This window comes from Bacillus sp. BP-3 (genome assembly GCF_028401955.1).
GTDB lineage: Bacteria > Bacillota > Bacilli > Bacillales > Bacillaceae_G > Bacillus_A.
In genome coordinates this window covers 1-14569 of the sequence record NZ_JAQOTJ010000012.1, presented here as the reverse complement: position 1 = coordinate 14569, position 14569 = coordinate 1, and the positions used below count along the sequence as shown (strand labels likewise).

Sequence of the window (14569 nt, the reverse complement as noted above, 5' to 3'; positions counted from 1 at the left end):
TTAGTGGATTTAATATTGCTTGTAAATTGATATAGTTAATATTCAAGAATAGAGAGTAGGAGGGTAACCATATGATTAAAGGATTGTATGAAGCGCACTTACCAGTTAGTAATTTACAAAATTCAATTGAATTTTACCGGAAATTAGGATTGGATCTTGCTTAGAGTGATGAAAATACTGCTTTCTTTTGGATTGAAGAAGGGAAAAGTTGGTTGGGTTTATGGGAAGGAAATGAGTATGAAACTCGATACCACCCTTCCTTACGACATATTGCTTTCCGAGTTTCATATGAAGGTTTAAAGGAATCTTTAAAGTGGCTAGATTCTATTCAAGTTGAAGCTGTCCCATTTGGTAATAGAAAATCTATTGAGCCATTTGTTCGCCCGCATCAAGGGAATGCTTCAGTATACTTCAAGGACCCAGATGGTAACAGTTTAGAGTTAATATGTTATGTTGAAGTTCCTAATGAATTAAAACATATTACAGATAAGTTGTCCTTCGTAGATTGGGAGGAACGAGTTAACAATACATTTAAGTGAAAGATTGTGTGATAAGCTTATTTTACTAAACGGAGTCACAACACATCACTATCAAGCTTCCATTTTGGAGTATCCCCAAAATGGAAGCTTTACTTTATCTCTCCATAGTTGTCTACGAAAATTCAGTTCATTTTTTTATTTTGGGGTATTTGCCTTTTTTAGGTTGATGGTGATTTGATCCCTATTAATTTATGTTGAGAAAATCAATAATTAATTGGTTTTAATTGTATTACTAGTTATATAATGGTATTTTAGGAGGGGAAGGGGATATAAAAATGAAACAATTATTCTATTATTTCTTTGTTAGTATACTAGTTTTTAGTTTGATTGGTTGTTCTTTAAATACTTCAAAAACAACTGAAACAAATAATACTAAACAGACAAAAAACGATTTGATGATATTTAAAGACAATGAAATAGAAAATATACAATTATTAAAATGGCAAAACGAAAATAATAAATTAACAACCACTAAATCTCAAACTTCAAACGAATCTTTAATTAAAGATATTGTTAAAACAATAAAAGATGGTTCACCAACTAAATTTCATTTAGATGAAAAGGAAAAAAAATCTTTAAACGCAGAAATGGAAGTTAATTTTAAAAACGGTTCAAAAGAAACTCTCTCAGTTTTAATTAATGATAAAAATGAAATTTCTGTAATAAAAGAATCTGGTGAAGGTTATAGGCTTAAAAATGATGCTCCTAAGTTAGTTGTCAATTTCTTTTTAACAGAAGAAGTAAATTTATAGTAATAACAAAGGTACCAAAATAGGTACCTTTGTTTATATATTTTTTATTAAGGGGGTACCGCCACATCGCTATCAAGCTAAGGATATTATAACGCTTCCAAAACAAAAAAATTGTACATTTTCACCCGAAGATGTTAATTTTCTCGTTTTGGGGGCAACCTGTTCTGTTAGCACGATGGGAATGGGGTACCGCCATCATTTTGAAAACCCTACGCTAAGAGCATGCAAGATTTTATACAGTTTTTCGGCTAATCCAGTAACAAGCAAGAACCCTAAAACCGCGCCAGGATAGGAATGTATAAAAAGATGCATAGAATCATAGAAAAAGAAAAAAGCAGATTCCTTGTGAGAGTAAGGGGTTGTTTATGATGGAATCAATGTTATAAACTACTTTTTAATCAAACTTTACTCAAAACCAACACTTTGCCTTTGTCCTTGCTACCAATAATGTTACGTTATGTTAACCTCACATGAATATCCTATTCATCCAAATTTGCACAAAATTGTCCTTGATAATGGTACAATTAGGATAACGGAGGAATATTATGGGATATCTTAATGAACTTTATGTAATACTGTTTTTTATAATTGGCACTGGAATACTCGCAATTATCAAAGCTGATTCACCAAAAATCAGGAAAAAAAAACTATCATTTGTAATAATCTGTTTAGGGATAAATATACTCGCAATTCCAATGGCTTTTTTTATAGGTGGAATGGCAACAGCTCCCCCAGACAGTACTGAACTTGATTTTTGGGAAGGGTTTCTCTTTATTCAGGCAATACCGCTCCTTATATTAATAATAGGAATCTTAAAATGGCTTATTGACAGAGGAAAAAATAAATGAGCTTATAAATAGAATTGCTATATAAGATGTATAGTTGCACAAAATCGAGAAATTTAAGGAGACGGATAAATTTTATGAGAAAATTATCCATATTACTTACTTTAAGTCTAGTATTTGTCAGTGTTACGGCTGCTTGCACACAAGATAAAAAAGATAGTGCAGTTGAAAATGATTCAATAGAAGAACCAACTGCAAAAAATGAGAATAAAGAATTAATAGATTTTGAAGAAAAAGAAAAGATGATCCGCTTGGAACAAGGTATTTTATTAGTTGGTGAGAGTATTAAGGGAGGCTATTACTTGGCCACCGTTCAAAGTGCATATTTAAATGATAGCAACGATTCTATCGTTGTTAATGTCTCTATAAAAAATGTACGAGGTCAAATGATTGGACTATCAGAATTAAAATATACCTTAAAAGATGAAAAAGACGGTAAGGTGTATGAAGGAAAGCTGCTTGACCAAAACCCTCCTCCTTATGATATACAAGTTAAACCAAATGAAACGGTAGAATTGAAAATAGCTTTTGAAGTACCAGGTACCGCAAATAAATATATGTTTTATATTGAAAGCTCTTTAGACCCTCTAGAAACACACTGGAAAATTGATAAGCTGCAATCACCAAAAAACTAAGTCTAAATATAATTTGGTGGAAGTGTTCTTTAATGTGAATTATATATTCGAAAAGGCTACATTCCCTAACCAAAAACAAACATACGTTCTTTTATCGTTGTATACATAATAGACCATCTTTTCAATCTCTTATTATGGGGTATATCATGTAAGAAAAAAGAGGATCTATGTCCTTATATTAGACATAATATCCACTTCTAATTATAGTCTGTTTAACTCTGACATAATGATTTTATTCAAAGATGGATCCAAAGAAACTTTTTTTTGTGGGTTAGTGATACAACCCAAATTACAGTAGCAAAAAATACAAATGAAGCTCAAGCTGAAGCATATAAAATAAACAATACTAATTCCAAGCGAGCGGTTAACTTTTTTGACAAATAATTTACTTCCGCTTTCAAAAATTATGTAAATGAGCTGTCCATATAGGCAGCTTATTTTATTTTTGGTGGTACCCCTTTATTAGAAATGAATAAATCTTACAAAAAGTTTAGTTATTTCTAAAATAACCCAATATTGTTAAAGTAGACCATGTGAATATAACTTTTAATGGTAAAGATAAGGTGATTGTATGAGTGATAAGTTGAGGTCGGCCGAACTAAGAGAGAGGCGCAAATACTATGTTTCTAGTGTTCACAAAATAGCAAGCGGCCGTTTAGAGATATTGGACAGGTACATAGACGAGGAAAACAAGTTTGGCTCAAATATAAAATGATCGATACTGGTGAAATTTCAGAAAATCGAGAAGTCAACATAAACAGCAGCATTTATAAATTTCGCAGAAAACAAATGGCACAAGCTTTCGAGGAAGACAACCCGGAATTATTTAATCAGAATGCATCATATAAGCTTGTATTAGAGGAATTGGACAACGTTTCTAAGCAATTGACAACGCTACTATACAACCAAACGTTATTTATGCAGGAAATACAGGAATTGAAAAAAGGTAGGGTGACGATATGAAAAAGAAATACATGATCACAGGCATAGTGTTTTGCGTGGCCGCGGGTTTTGCAGCAACAAACACAGTTTTAGGCAAGTATAAATAGCAGAAGGCACGAGTCAAATATGAACAACAGCAACGTGAACAAAGAACAACCGAAACAGGATTATGAAGATAAAACGCCAAACGAAAAAACAACAAAAGAGCAGCGCGACAAAATAAACGCTTACTATGAGCAACTTGCGAAAGAAGGGGATATATGGAAATGAGGGGTGACGATATGAAAAATAAGTATGTGATCATCGGCATAGCGTTTTGCGTGATCACGGGTTTCGTAGCAACAAACATAATTGTAAATAAATACTGTCAGCAGCAGGGCGAACCAACACAAGATGGTTTACACAATTGGCATAAAACAAAAGATCAGTATTGTGAATGAGCGTTATGTGGTCTCGCCACATCGCTATCAAGCTGACAAAACAAAATACCCCCCTAAAATGAAAAAATACGCTATTCTTTCTGTAGAATTATAGGAAAGGATAACTTTTTTTCATTTTAGGGATACAATTTCGCTTTAGTTAAATGGTGATGGGTGATCTCCTAACAAAAAATTAGTTTAGTATTTTTTTAATCGTATTAAGTATATAACTATTTTAATACCATAAAAGAGTATTGCAATGGTCATTATTTTCCCGAAAATTTTTATCGTTAATTCTAATAGAGCACCTTGTTTAAATGCTTTCTTTAGAATGAATTCAAATAGAAGTCCAAATACCCCAATTATAGCTAAAAAATTAACAGGGAAACTATTTTGTTGGAATACGTAGTCGCATTAAAAATAAGCTATTCTGGAAAGATGACAAAATCTATTACAGGGCTTAATGTGTTACATATTTGATTATCACATATATCTGTTATAGAAGTTGATTCTGTTATGGATTTAACTAATTTTTCAATTGACTTTTTCATGTCTTCTCCTTTTAGAGTTATGCAAAATTGTTAATATAATAATGTTCTTTAAATGCTGATCTATAATAAAATAATAACAAAAAAGTAAAAAATTAAAATTTTACAAAAAATGATTTCGATTAAAAGGTGTATGGCAACAAATCTTATTTCTATCGTTTTGGGGGCATTATAAAATTTTAACTTGATGGTGATAGGGCAGGATCTCTATAAGCAAACAAAAGATGTAGCCATGTTATAAGAAATACTGAATCGTAGTACACTCCAAATGACACTTAAATATACTGGAATGAACAAAGAAGAAAAGATAATATCTTGGATGCGTTTTTAATCTAACGTTAAATCTTTTAAAGATACGTTATAGGATAGTCATGCTTGTTTTTTTATTTTCAAAAAAAACAGTCCAAGATAACATAGGAGAATAAGACTAAATATGTATAATGTATTTGCTAATCCAAATAAATCGGATAGACTGCCGCTTAACGTTGGACCGCAGAACATGCCAATTGAGTATGCCGTGTTATAGATAGCAAAGAGTATACCGTATGCACGAATACCATTTTTGTCTGCGAGGTATGTCAGTTCGGGCAGAGCGGGTGCTAGTAAGAAACTAAAGCTAATTCCTAGCACGGCAAGAACAAATATTTCAGCGATAATATTAGGAATAAGTGTTAAGAATGGAAAGCAAAGAGCAGCAATTATAAGTCCAATAATCATTGTTTGATTTCTGCCAAGCTTATTTGACAGTTTCCCAATTACTGGAGCGGTAAACCCATAGGCAAGAGTAGGAACCGCAAATAAAAGTCCAATTGTTCCTGAACTTACGTGTAAAATATTATGTAAATATAAAGGAAGAGTCGGCTCTAAAGCGCTAGGCAAGGCAGCTCCAATTATAATAATTCCGATAATCATAAATAAAGAGTGCATCTTTAAGATGGAACGATAAGAAATGCGTTGGTCAGTATCCTGTTTCGGTTCATCATAAAGTAATGTGATTCGTAATATCCCATCAATAAGTGCGATTGCTGCAGCGAATATAAATGGTAAGTGATAGCCGCCCCATTGGTAAAGAAAGCCGCCGATAGTTGGTCCTAAAAGCATCCCAATTGCTTGGCCGGATAGAGCAATCCCCATAGCCTTCCCGCGTTCTTGCAGAGGGAATACATCTGCAAGAAGGGCTAACCCAGCTGTCCATGTTGCAGATGCAGATATACCTTGTAGCATTCGTGCTACAAGCAATAACCAAAAACTGTTCGCAAATCCAAATAATATAGTTGCAGCTGCTAATCCAAATAAACCTAGAATCATAGGGAGTCTTCTTCCTACTTTATCAGAGAGCACTCCTAAAATTGGGGTTGCGAGAAGTAACGTAATGGCATAGCTGCCAAATAAAAATCCAATCTCAGCTTGTGTGGCCCCAAGTGTTTTTGCGTAGCTTGGAATAATAGGCACAATCATTCCATAAATAAGCATGTCAGTAAAGACGGCTACTGCTACAACCCATAAAGCGGCTTTTTGTATTCGAGACATTTTTATTTGAGATTTCATCATTTTTCCTCCTTTCTGGTCTTTTCTTCTAATATAGATAACTTCTTTTCTAGCCTTTCAATAAAACGAAGCTGCATCTCACATTGCTCATAAATATTTTCAAAGATAAGAGTTACATGCTCAGGAAGGTCAATCATTTTCTCTTTAATCGATTGTCCTGCTTTCATATTTTCGTACATGTCTACAATCCCTTTTTTTTGCTCCTGCAAAGCAACTGTAATTTTCTCGACAGAAACTGCATCAGCTGTGAAAAAAGTTAGTGCTGTATATAGATGAGTTGGGAAAACTACCGAAGATTGCTGAAAAGATTCAATCATTAACTTATAAAATTCATCTTTTCCAGCTGGTGTGATACTATATATTGCCTTGGAACGATTTCCTGTTTTTTCAACAGTATCTAGTCCTACCAATCCTTCTTTATCCATTTTTTTTAAAGCGTGGTAAATAGAAGCAGGGAAAACACCTGCCCACGTATCAGTTTGCGCAGATTGCATTGCTTGCTGTAATTCGTAGCCAGACATAGGGCCATACTGCATTAATAAACCAAGTACCATTAATCTCGTCATCATTATCCCTCCATTAAAATAGAAAACATTTAATACTAAACGTTTAGTATTAATGTAAGTTTATTGAAAAAGTTTTGTTTTGTCAAGAATTGGAATGTGACTTTTAAACATGTGGAGCAACGAGTAATAACTAAAAATAATTGACAATAATCATTTTTCTGATTATTATTAATGCAATTAAAAAATTGAAAATATTAGCAGCGATGAAGAGAAGAGTAATTAAGAAATGTTATGTAACAGAGAACTCCGGTAGTTGAGAAGGAGAGATAACGATCTTAATGAAAAAAGACTTGGAGCTTCGTATGGAACTAAGTTGATTAGGGATAATGCGACGGGTTCTCCCGTTATAGAGATAGGGTATATGCAATTTGCCGTACCCGAAGAGGTTGGTATGGTGACATATCAATAAACTGAGGTGGTACCACGATGAGCACAACTCTCGTCCTCAAGATTTCTAATCTTGGGGGTGGGAGTTTTTTATTTGAAAAAAGGTAAAAGTAATTTGAAATAATTTTATGAAGGATAGTATGCACTGGGCATATAAAATAGCAAATGAATTAATTCATAAGTATCCAAATAAAAATACTTTTGTGTGCGCGTCAGGAATTAGTCCTTCTGGATCAGTTCATATAGGGAATTTTCGAGAGATTGTAACAACGCATTTTGTAGTAAAGGCACTTCAAGACTTAGGGAAGAAAACACGTTTTATTTTCTCATGGGACGATTATGATCGTTTTAGAAAAGTTCCTAAAAACATTGATCCGTCTTTTGAAAAATATATTGGTTTGCCGTATTCAGATATTCCAGATCCATTTGGGTGTCATGCGTCGTATGCAGAGCACTTTGAAACAGAATTTGAAAAGTCGCTTATGGCTTTTGGGATTGAAGTAGAGTTTCTATACCAAAGTAAGGAATATAGAACTGGTAGATATAACAAGCACATTCTTCATGCTTTACAACAAAGAAAAGAAATATATGACATAGTCATGAAGTATAAAACGGGAGATGCTTCAGAAGAAGAGAAAAACGCTTTCTACCCAATTGCACTATATTGTGAGAATTGTGGAAAAGATAATACAGAAATAAAAATCTTTGATGAAGAAAATGAAACGATTGAATATGTTTGTAGATGCGGAAACCATTCTATATTATCAGTAATGAGAGCGAATAATCTGAAATTAAATTGGAAAATAGATTGGCCAATGAGATGGATGGTTGAAAATGTTATATTCGAACCTGGAGGAAGAGATCACTCTTCAGAAACAGGAAGTTATAACGTGTCGAAAGAAATTGCCCGGAGAATTTTTAACTATGAAGCACCTAGCTATGTAGCTTATGAATTTATAGGAATAAAAGGCGATCATAAAAAAATGTCTAGCTCTGCTGGAAATATAATAACGCCAAATGAACTACTAAACATATATTCACCTGAAATTATCCTCTTTATGTTTTCTAAGTATAAACCAAATGCATCATTTAACATTGGTCTAGATGAAGATGTGATTAAAAATTATTCTGAATATGAAAGGTTTCGAGAAAATTATCGAAATGGAACATTACAAGATAAAGATATATGTTCGTCACTTAAATTATCAAAAGTTAACGATGACAATGAAGTGTTTCCGAATTTTAACCAAGTTGCAAGTCTCTTACCATTAGTAAACTTCCAAGTACAAGTATTACAAAGCGTTCTTAGTAAAACAGGTGAGGAATATACCATAACAGACACCGAGGCAATAAGTGATCGAGTAGAATATTGGATTAAAAATTGGAATCCACAAAAAATGATTCGTATAAATGATAAAAAAGATATAGAATACTATGAAACATTAGATGAGATTCAGAAAAAGTGGCTAAATGAACTTTGTGACGTAATTCGTAAAAGTTGGCAGATAGATCAATTAATGGAGAAAACATATGCGATTTGCCATGACGGGGATAAGAAAACCATGAGAGCCAATCAAAAAATATTATTTAATATAGTGTATAAACTCGTTTTGAATAGTTCAAATGGACCACGATTGCCACTGTTGATTCAGGCGGTAGGGGTTGAGCGAATGGTTTCTTTATTAGATTTTTAATAAAAATAGATTGAAGATATTTTTCAAAATGATAGTTCTTCCTATCTCGAGATACGGAGGAACTATTATTTCGATGTAATATATACTTTACATAAAGTAAAATATATATTACATTTTAAGTGGAGGGTGTCATATGAAAAATCACGTAAAGGTTGCTCGCGTAAAAGCAGACTTGACACAACAGCAGCTTGCTGATGCGGTCGGTATTACAAGACAAACGGTTAGCCTTATTGAAAAAGGGAAATATAATCCGTCATTAAAGTTATGTTTACAAATTTGCTATGCCGTAAATGCAAAACTAGATGAAATATTTTGGGTGGAGCAGGAGGATTTTGAATGAAAAAAATTACAGATGAAAGACTTACTTTAAGGAATTTACAAAACATTAAAATTGCGTATATCGTCCAAACAACAGGGGTTTTATGTATTCTTGGCTACGACTTCATTCAAGGTGGAATGGAGAGGATGCGTGAAAATCCTCTTTGGATGGTATTTATGTTAACCGCTATTGTAGCTGCTTATTTATCAATGAGTATTAGTGTAGAACATGAAAAGAAAATAAAAAACCCTAAGAAATCGTTTATTGCTAGCATGGCAGTATTAACTGTAATTGGGACAGGTGTTGCATATCTTACTTCCATTACACCCAACTTTGGCTGTAAAGATGGTCTATTATTAGGAGCTATTATATTTATTTGTGGTCTTATACCGGTTTACTACGTATATAATTTAAGGGTGAAACAGGGACTGGATCTAGAAGATGAGTAGAATGTGTTAATATAATTGTTACTATTTTTTAGAAGAAAAGATAAGTTGTTATTATATTACATTTACTGAAAATACATGTTTAATTGATATTTGCTTTTACTTCAAAGCAATATCAACTATCCATTTATTCCACACTACAATGTATTTTGGTAAATCCTTTGGATGATGTCGAATGGAAGTAGCGATGCAACAATGATTTATTAATGAGAAATAAAAGAAGGATTCTACATTCCATTCATAGAATCAATTGTATGGCCAAAAGAGAAAATCAACATAAGAAATATAAGTTTACATAACATAATTATGTTAATAAAATTGATAAATATTTTGATAAGGGGAAATACAATTGAAGTATATTGAATTTGGAATCGGGAATAAGTGGCTTATTAGAACAGAAATAGAATATGATGATGGAACTGAGACGGAGCAACGTGGTGTTTTGAAGCCAATTCATTTTGAATCGGCGTATATGAGATGTTGGGTAGGGGAAACGTGTTTTATTGTAGATACAAAAGAAGGCTTTAAGAAAATGAAAAAGAACCGTAAAGAATTTAAATTTGTTTTTGGAATTGTTAGTAGAAGATAAGTAGAAAGGAATCAAAAGGTTACGTATAATGTACTTTTGATTCCTCTTATTTCATCTATGCCCTTGTTTTCTGGCTTCTACAAATCCATAGTACGCACAAGCACCATTTTGAGAAAGATCTTTAACTTCAAAGCCACATTTTTTATAAAACTCAAAGTTATTTGCTGAAGTATTCGCAAACCAATCACCGTGGGGTAACTTTTGTAAGCATAACTCTACGAGCTTTTTTCCAATGCCTTGTCCTCTATATTCACTTTTTACGACTACATCCATAATCATAGCAGCCATAATTTGATCTGATATGACTCGTATCATCGCAATCATTTCCTCATGATCCCATACTGTAAAAGCCCAAGTAGAATTTTCAAATATTAAACTGAAGCGTTCATCTTGCCAAGTAGGAGTATGATTTCCAATCCAGCCAGCATCTTGAAATAGAATTTTCACAGAAGAAGCAGGGATTCCTTTTGTTCCTTCGCGAATAATGAGTCCGTTATGATAAATGTACATAATATATTGCCTCCTTTTGTACTTCATTTCTTTATGGATTAGATATTTCCTGCATTATGGCTTGTAAATGATAAAGGATTGATGATGAGAAAAAGACAAAATCAAAATTAAGATTGAACAAATCAACCTAAAATTCTATTCTATATTTTTTTTTAGCTGCATAATCTCCGTAAAAGTAAGAGTTATCTAAATCATCATATTTAGGAGTAGCAATTATGGTATATTTACCATTTTCATCGACTTCAAACAAAGCTACATTATTATATTCCCATCCCACAGAATGATCTGGATTTGAATCATCTACTAACATATCTATGTTGTATATCCCTTTTTTAATATCCCACTTTTTTGAAAGTCCTCAATTAGACCTTTGGCCTTTGGAATAGGATGCTTATTTTTATTCATGTCAAATTCAAATTGAAAATTCACCACACCTACATACCTAATATTATAATTTTCACGTCGGGGATCACTTGGTATTAATGTAGGTAAAAGTCCAGTAGTATCAATCTTTTGAGTCTTTTTAAAATCATTAAGTAGCGCTTGAGAATTATTTATATTTAACTTAATGTTATTGTAAGGAAAGATACGAATAGGGTTATGCCCTTCTAGGACAACTTTATCAGGATATTTCACTAACCCATATTTTTTAATGATCTGTTTCATTACTTGAACTACTTCTGGGTGTTGCTCAATATATGCACCCTTGAATTGTTCAAGATAGATATCGTCACTATCATCTTTTAAGATTTTCAAAGTATCTCTTTCAATCATTAAGAACGGATAAGCACGATATGGCTTTTTCATTTCTACATAAGTTTGATGGCCAATCCCTCCAAACCAATTATTATCTGTCTGAATAACAGAAAACTCGCCTTGTATTCCATAGTTTGTTTTTAAATATTCTTGTAGAAAAATGCAATTCGTTGTCATTATAACAAACTTATAACTAGGTGCGGTGTTGACACAATATATGGGTACGCCATATTAACAGACGATTGTGTCAATAGCATTGGACCAGTGGCTAATAAAGAAAGACTGATCAAAGTTAATAAATCGGACCCTTTATACAATTATTATAGATATGGAGCTGTTGAGTGGAGCGAATGGGACGATTTCGAAATGTTTGATGAAGTGAACAAAATTATTAAGAAATATCATGAAACCGTCGAAGATGACTTTAACATGCGAGTAAATACACTGTTGAAAGAATCAATGTGTTAATGGAACTTGAATCAGAAGGATTGTTTGGAGACACAAATGATAATCGATTTATTGTCATTTGTGTAACTGATTCGTCGAACGAAATCATGATTGAATCAGCTCGATTGCTTAATACATTAAAGATATACGAAGAATATGCTTCAGAATTTGCATAAGAATGAATATAAGTAAAACTGTTCTCTATAAGAGGCGGTTTTCTTTTATTCGAAAGTCAACAATTAATATTAACAGAGCCTAATAATAAAATAATATCCTTTTATTTCCACTTACTATTTTACAATAAATCAAAATATATTGCATTGAAATTGGTACAAGAGAAATTATGTTATTTATTTAATCAACTTTTCCAGTAAATGCGTTCCTTACTTTAACTAAAAAAATAAGAAAAAATTTTTAAAAAGAATAGTTTAAGATAAAATATGAACTGTATCCCGAATCAGGGACTTTTTTAAAACGTAACAACTTTATTTCGAATCAACAATAGTCTTGTTTAAGAAAATAACGTTTTTTTACATTTGGGTGTAGTTAATATTCTTAAGTTGATGGGCATGGGGTCACTATATTATAAAAAGAAAATTGTACATTTAGACACATTTTGGACACGGTTTAACCAGTACTCAGTAGGCTAAGCGAAAGGCTAATTAAACAAGTTAATATAAGCAACCAGTAGGTGTTGCAAATTAAATTTTAATAATGACATGCTATTTGTAGCAAAATAGAGAAAAGATTTATGCAACATAGAAGAGGATCCACCTACATTTTCTCTGGTTACAGCGACGCTGATACTGAGCCTATTAAGTCAAAGAAAGGCACTCATTGGAGTGCTTTTTCGTTTTGGAGAACAAAGAATTTCTTAACTTAATGGGGTCATATCTAGGAATAAAAGTAAGGATATGACTCATTTTTACACGTATCTCAGTTATACTACATTATGTGAAATATTCCAATTTCGCATTTGGAAAGAACTTTTTCATATAAGAATAAAGGTGATTTTTTATATCTTCTTCTTCTTCTTTTTGATAAATATATTTACCAATCCCATATTTCCCCCATTTATATCTTCTTCTCTCTTCATCTAATTCTAATTTTGTCATAGGGTAGTTTTTTTCAATTACCCTCTTAGCGGGCTTTGTAAAACGATGTTGAATAAATTCAAATGTAATATCATCTCTTACATCAAGGGGTAATTCAGCATCGAGACGTTCAAACATATGATAGTAACCGTCCTGCCAACCTTCATGAAGATAGATAGGAGCCACTATGAACCCTAAAGGATATCCTGCTCTGGCTACTTTTCCCGCTGCTTCAATTCTTTTAGGTAACGGGGAAGTACCTGGCTCAAAGTTTTTAATAACGTAATCAGCGTTTACACTAAACCGAAATCTTGTTTTTCCATTATGTTTTGCATCAAGCAAATGGTCCACATGATGAAATTTTGTAACAAATCTCAGCTTTCCATATTCAGATTCTCCAAAATGCTCAATTGCATGTTTAAGAGCATGAGTTAAGTGATCAATTCCTACAATATCTGATGTACACGAAGCTTCAAATCTTGTCAATTCAGGTACACGGGCCTCCATATATTTGTCAGCAGTTTCTAGAATTTCGTCAACATTTACATAAGTTCGGATATACGGCTTGCTTCCCATCGTTGTCTGTAAATAACAATAATGACAATGTCCCATACACCCTGTTGCAAAGGGAATAGCATACTCTGCTGAAGGCTTTGAAGTATCAAATTTCAGTGTTTTTCTAACACCAACGACAAGAGTAGATTTTGCTACTCGATATTTTTGGAAATCGTTTTCGCCTGGCAGGTCTCTCACTTGATTGTGGGAAGTAGTATGACGAATTTCAACATCCATATTTGAAAATTTCTCATAAAGTTCTCTCCCTAATGGATAATCTAATGCTTTGGGTTCAAAGTATACAAGTTTAGGCATAAACGGGTTATTCATTCTAACATCCCTTCTGAAACATCCCCATAATAGTAGGTATAGGCTTGATTTGCCTCTTCTTCAGTAGAATAAACCGCCATCTCATTTGTTAGTGGATAATAAGTTTCATAAAGAAATAATGCTAATTCATTTGGTCTCTCAGGATTATTGACAACTGCTGCAGCTTGTATATTTGCTACGTCCTGAGTGTGGGGGTTTCGATAAAAAATATAAACAATATCTCCAGCATGATAAACATTATTGTTGTTAGAAAATTCCATCTTATCACCTTTTCTTTTTATAAAATTCAATGTGCTAAGTTATACATTATAAATTTTTTCCAATAGTGGATAAAAATATGTCTTCTTTTATCTAAAATAGGGGAGAATACTCCAACTCAAGGAATGTGAAGGGCGTAGCCCAATGAGTAGGTGGGGGATGAATCGCCTTCGGACAAGAGATGGCGATTTACCATCTCGATTGTCCGACTGTTCGAGTGCTACTTTTAATTCTAAAAGAATGTTAGGAAATTGTAATACTACTGTTTGTTTTTCTATGTCTTCACCTCTAAAATTATATACATAAGGAGGTGAAAGTCATGATTGTTAATAAAGCATATAAATTCCGTATATACCCAAACAAAAAACAAGAAATTTTAATCGCTAAGAC

16 protein-coding genes, 3 pseudogenes and 1 other annotated feature are annotated in these 14569 nt (G+C 32.8%); of the genes and pseudogenes, 13 read left to right on the top strand and 6 right to left on the bottom strand.

Annotated features, from left to right (window positions below):
- Window positions 1-71: 71 nt before the first annotated feature.
- From PLX19_RS17885 to PLX19_RS17855, 7 genes and pseudogenes are all read left to right on the top strand, one after another.
- Window positions 72-539: pseudogene (locus PLX19_RS17885) on the top strand (VOC family protein).
- Between the two features lie 275 nt (window positions 540-814).
- Window positions 815-1291 carry a hypothetical protein gene (locus PLX19_RS17880; RefSeq protein ID WP_272190109.1) on the top strand — a complete coding sequence of 159 codons (477 nt, stop codon included), beginning with the start codon at window positions 815-817 and terminating at the stop codon, window positions 1289-1291.
- A gap of 545 nt (window positions 1292-1836) precedes the next feature.
- Window positions 1837-2139 (top strand): hypothetical protein, encoded by a 303-nt coding sequence (locus PLX19_RS17875; RefSeq protein WP_272190108.1) that lies wholly within the window; start codon window positions 1837-1839, stop codon window positions 2137-2139.
- A 74-nt stretch (window positions 2140-2213) separates the two neighbouring features.
- Window positions 2214-2771: a DUF4352 domain-containing protein gene (locus PLX19_RS17870; RefSeq protein ID WP_272190107.1), complete on the top strand. Its 558-nt coding sequence runs from the start codon at window positions 2214-2216 to the stop codon at window positions 2769-2771.
- 711 nt (window positions 2772-3482) lie between these two features.
- On the top strand, window positions 3483-3734 hold the full coding sequence (locus tag PLX19_RS17865) for a hypothetical protein (protein ID WP_272190106.1): 252 nt from the start codon (window positions 3483-3485) through the stop codon (window positions 3732-3734).
- A 105-nt stretch (window positions 3735-3839) separates the two neighbouring features.
- Window positions 3840-3983, top strand: coding sequence for a hypothetical protein (locus PLX19_RS17860; protein ID WP_272190105.1), 144 nt, complete (start codon window positions 3840-3842; stop codon window positions 3981-3983).
- Window positions 3974-4153: a hypothetical protein gene (locus PLX19_RS17855; RefSeq protein WP_272190104.1), complete on the top strand. Its 180-nt coding sequence runs from the start codon at window positions 3974-3976 to the stop codon at window positions 4151-4153. The genes PLX19_RS17860 and PLX19_RS17855 overlap by 10 nt, the downstream gene beginning before the upstream one ends.
- Window positions 4154-5049: 896 nt before the next feature.
- Here PLX19_RS17855 and PLX19_RS17845 read toward each other — a convergent pair.
- Entirely contained in the window at window positions 5050-6228 is a 1179-nt protein-coding gene (locus PLX19_RS17845; RefSeq protein ID WP_272190103.1) for an MFS transporter, read from the bottom strand.
- Complete coding sequence (locus PLX19_RS17840) at window positions 6228-6794, bottom strand: PadR family transcriptional regulator (RefSeq protein WP_272190102.1); 567 nt, start codon at window positions 6792-6794, stop codon at window positions 6228-6230. The genes PLX19_RS17845 and PLX19_RS17840 overlap by 1 nt, the downstream gene beginning before the upstream one ends.
- A 194-nt stretch (window positions 6795-6988) precedes the next feature.
- Window positions 6989-7244, top strand: a binding site (T-box leader).
- Between the two features lie 77 nt (window positions 7245-7321).
- Between PLX19_RS17840 and lysS the strand changes: the two genes are divergently transcribed.
- The 4 genes from lysS to PLX19_RS17820 all read left to right on the top strand — a co-directional run bounded on the left by lysS (window position 7322) and on the right by PLX19_RS17820 (window position 10229).
- Entirely contained in the window at window positions 7322-8875 is a 1554-nt protein-coding gene (gene lysS, locus PLX19_RS17835) for a lysine--tRNA ligase (RefSeq protein WP_272190229.1), read from the top strand.
- Window positions 8876-9008: 133 nt separating this feature from the next.
- Window positions 9009-9215 carry a helix-turn-helix transcriptional regulator gene (locus tag PLX19_RS17830; protein WP_272190101.1) on the top strand — a complete coding sequence of 69 codons (207 nt, stop codon included), beginning with the start codon at window positions 9009-9011 and terminating at the stop codon, window positions 9213-9215.
- Complete coding sequence (locus tag PLX19_RS17825; protein ID WP_272190100.1) at window positions 9212-9643, top strand: hypothetical protein; 432 nt, start codon at window positions 9212-9214, stop codon at window positions 9641-9643. Before PLX19_RS17830 ends, PLX19_RS17825 begins: the two co-directional genes overlap by 4 nt.
- Window positions 9644-9989: 346 nt before the next feature.
- Window positions 9990-10229, top strand: a complete 240-nt coding sequence (locus PLX19_RS17820; RefSeq protein WP_272190099.1) for a DUF3977 family protein — start codon at window positions 9990-9992, stop codon at window positions 10227-10229.
- 51 nt (window positions 10230-10280) lie between these two features.
- Here PLX19_RS17820 and PLX19_RS17815 read toward each other — a convergent pair whose 3' ends face one another.
- Together PLX19_RS17815 and PLX19_RS17810 are read right to left on the bottom strand one after the other, a co-directional pair.
- A complete protein-coding gene (locus tag PLX19_RS17815; protein ID WP_272190098.1) occupies window positions 10281-10739 on the bottom strand; it encodes a GNAT family N-acetyltransferase in 459 nt (152 codons plus the stop codon).
- A 127-nt stretch (window positions 10740-10866) separates the two neighbouring features.
- A pseudogene (locus PLX19_RS17810) lies at window positions 10867-11651 on the bottom strand (hypothetical protein); the annotation flags it as partial.
- Window positions 11652-11660: 9 nt separating this feature from the next.
- On the opposite strand from PLX19_RS17810, the pseudogene PLX19_RS17805 reads away from it, so the two are divergent.
- Window positions 11661-12118, top strand: a pseudogene (locus tag PLX19_RS17805) (DUF4303 domain-containing protein).
- A gap of 774 nt (window positions 12119-12892) precedes the next feature.
- On the opposite strand, the gene splB reads toward PLX19_RS17805, so the two are convergent.
- Window positions 12893-13921, bottom strand: a complete 1029-nt coding sequence (gene splB, locus PLX19_RS17800) for a spore photoproduct lyase (RefSeq protein ID WP_272190097.1) — start codon at window positions 13919-13921, stop codon at window positions 12893-12895.
- Window positions 13918-14181, bottom strand: coding sequence for a transcriptional regulator SplA domain-containing protein (locus PLX19_RS17795; protein WP_272190228.1), 264 nt, complete (start codon window positions 14179-14181; stop codon window positions 13918-13920). The genes splB and PLX19_RS17795 overlap by 4 nt, the downstream gene beginning before the upstream one ends.
- A gap of 317 nt (window positions 14182-14498) precedes the next feature.
- Between PLX19_RS17795 and PLX19_RS17790 the strand changes: the two genes are divergently transcribed.
- A partial coding sequence (locus PLX19_RS17790) for a helix-turn-helix domain-containing protein (RefSeq protein ID WP_272187482.1) occupies window positions 14499-14569 on the top strand: 71 nt, incomplete at its 3' end.

Excerpts from the sequence above, each read along its gene's own strand:
- PLX19_RS17880 (WP_272190109.1), top strand. The coding sequence starts at position 815 with ATGAAACAATTATTCTATTATTTCTTTGTTAGTATACTAGTTTTTAGT.
- PLX19_RS17875 (WP_272190108.1), top strand. The coding sequence starts at position 1,837 with ATGGGATATCTTAATGAACTTTATGTAATACTGTTTTTTATAATTGGC.
- PLX19_RS17870 (WP_272190107.1), top strand. The coding sequence starts at position 2,214 with ATGAGAAAATTATCCATATTACTTACTTTAAGTCTAGTATTTGTCAGT.
- PLX19_RS17865 (WP_272190106.1), top strand. The coding sequence starts at position 3,483 with ATGATCGATACTGGTGAAATTTCAGAAAATCGAGAAGTCAACATAAAC.
- PLX19_RS17860 (WP_272190105.1), top strand. The coding sequence starts at position 3,840 with ATGAACAACAGCAACGTGAACAAAGAACAACCGAAACAGGATTATGAA.
- PLX19_RS17855 (WP_272190104.1), top strand. The coding sequence starts at position 3,974 with ATGGAAATGAGGGGTGACGATATGAAAAATAAGTATGTGATCATCGGC.
- PLX19_RS17845 (WP_272190103.1), bottom strand. The coding sequence starts at position 6,228 with ATGAAATCTCAAATAAAAATGTCTCGAATACAAAAAGCCGCTTTATGG.
- PLX19_RS17840 (WP_272190102.1), bottom strand. The coding sequence starts at position 6,794 with ATGACGAGATTAATGGTACTTGGTTTATTAATGCAGTATGGCCCTATG.
- lysS (WP_272190229.1), top strand. The coding sequence starts at position 7,322 with ATGCACTGGGCATATAAAATAGCAAATGAATTAATTCATAAGTATCCA.
- PLX19_RS17830 (WP_272190101.1), top strand. The coding sequence starts at position 9,009 with ATGAAAAATCACGTAAAGGTTGCTCGCGTAAAAGCAGACTTGACACAA.
- PLX19_RS17825 (WP_272190100.1), top strand. The coding sequence starts at position 9,212 with ATGAAAAAAATTACAGATGAAAGACTTACTTTAAGGAATTTACAAAAC.
- PLX19_RS17815 (WP_272190098.1), bottom strand. The coding sequence starts at position 10,739 with ATGTACATTTATCATAACGGACTCATTATTCGCGAAGGAACAAAAGGA.
- splB (WP_272190097.1), bottom strand. The coding sequence starts at position 13,921 with ATGAATAACCCGTTTATGCCTAAACTTGTATACTTTGAACCCAAAGCA.
- PLX19_RS17795 (WP_272190228.1), bottom strand. The coding sequence starts at position 14,181 with ATGGAATTTTCTAACAACAATAATGTTTATCATGCTGGAGATATTGTT.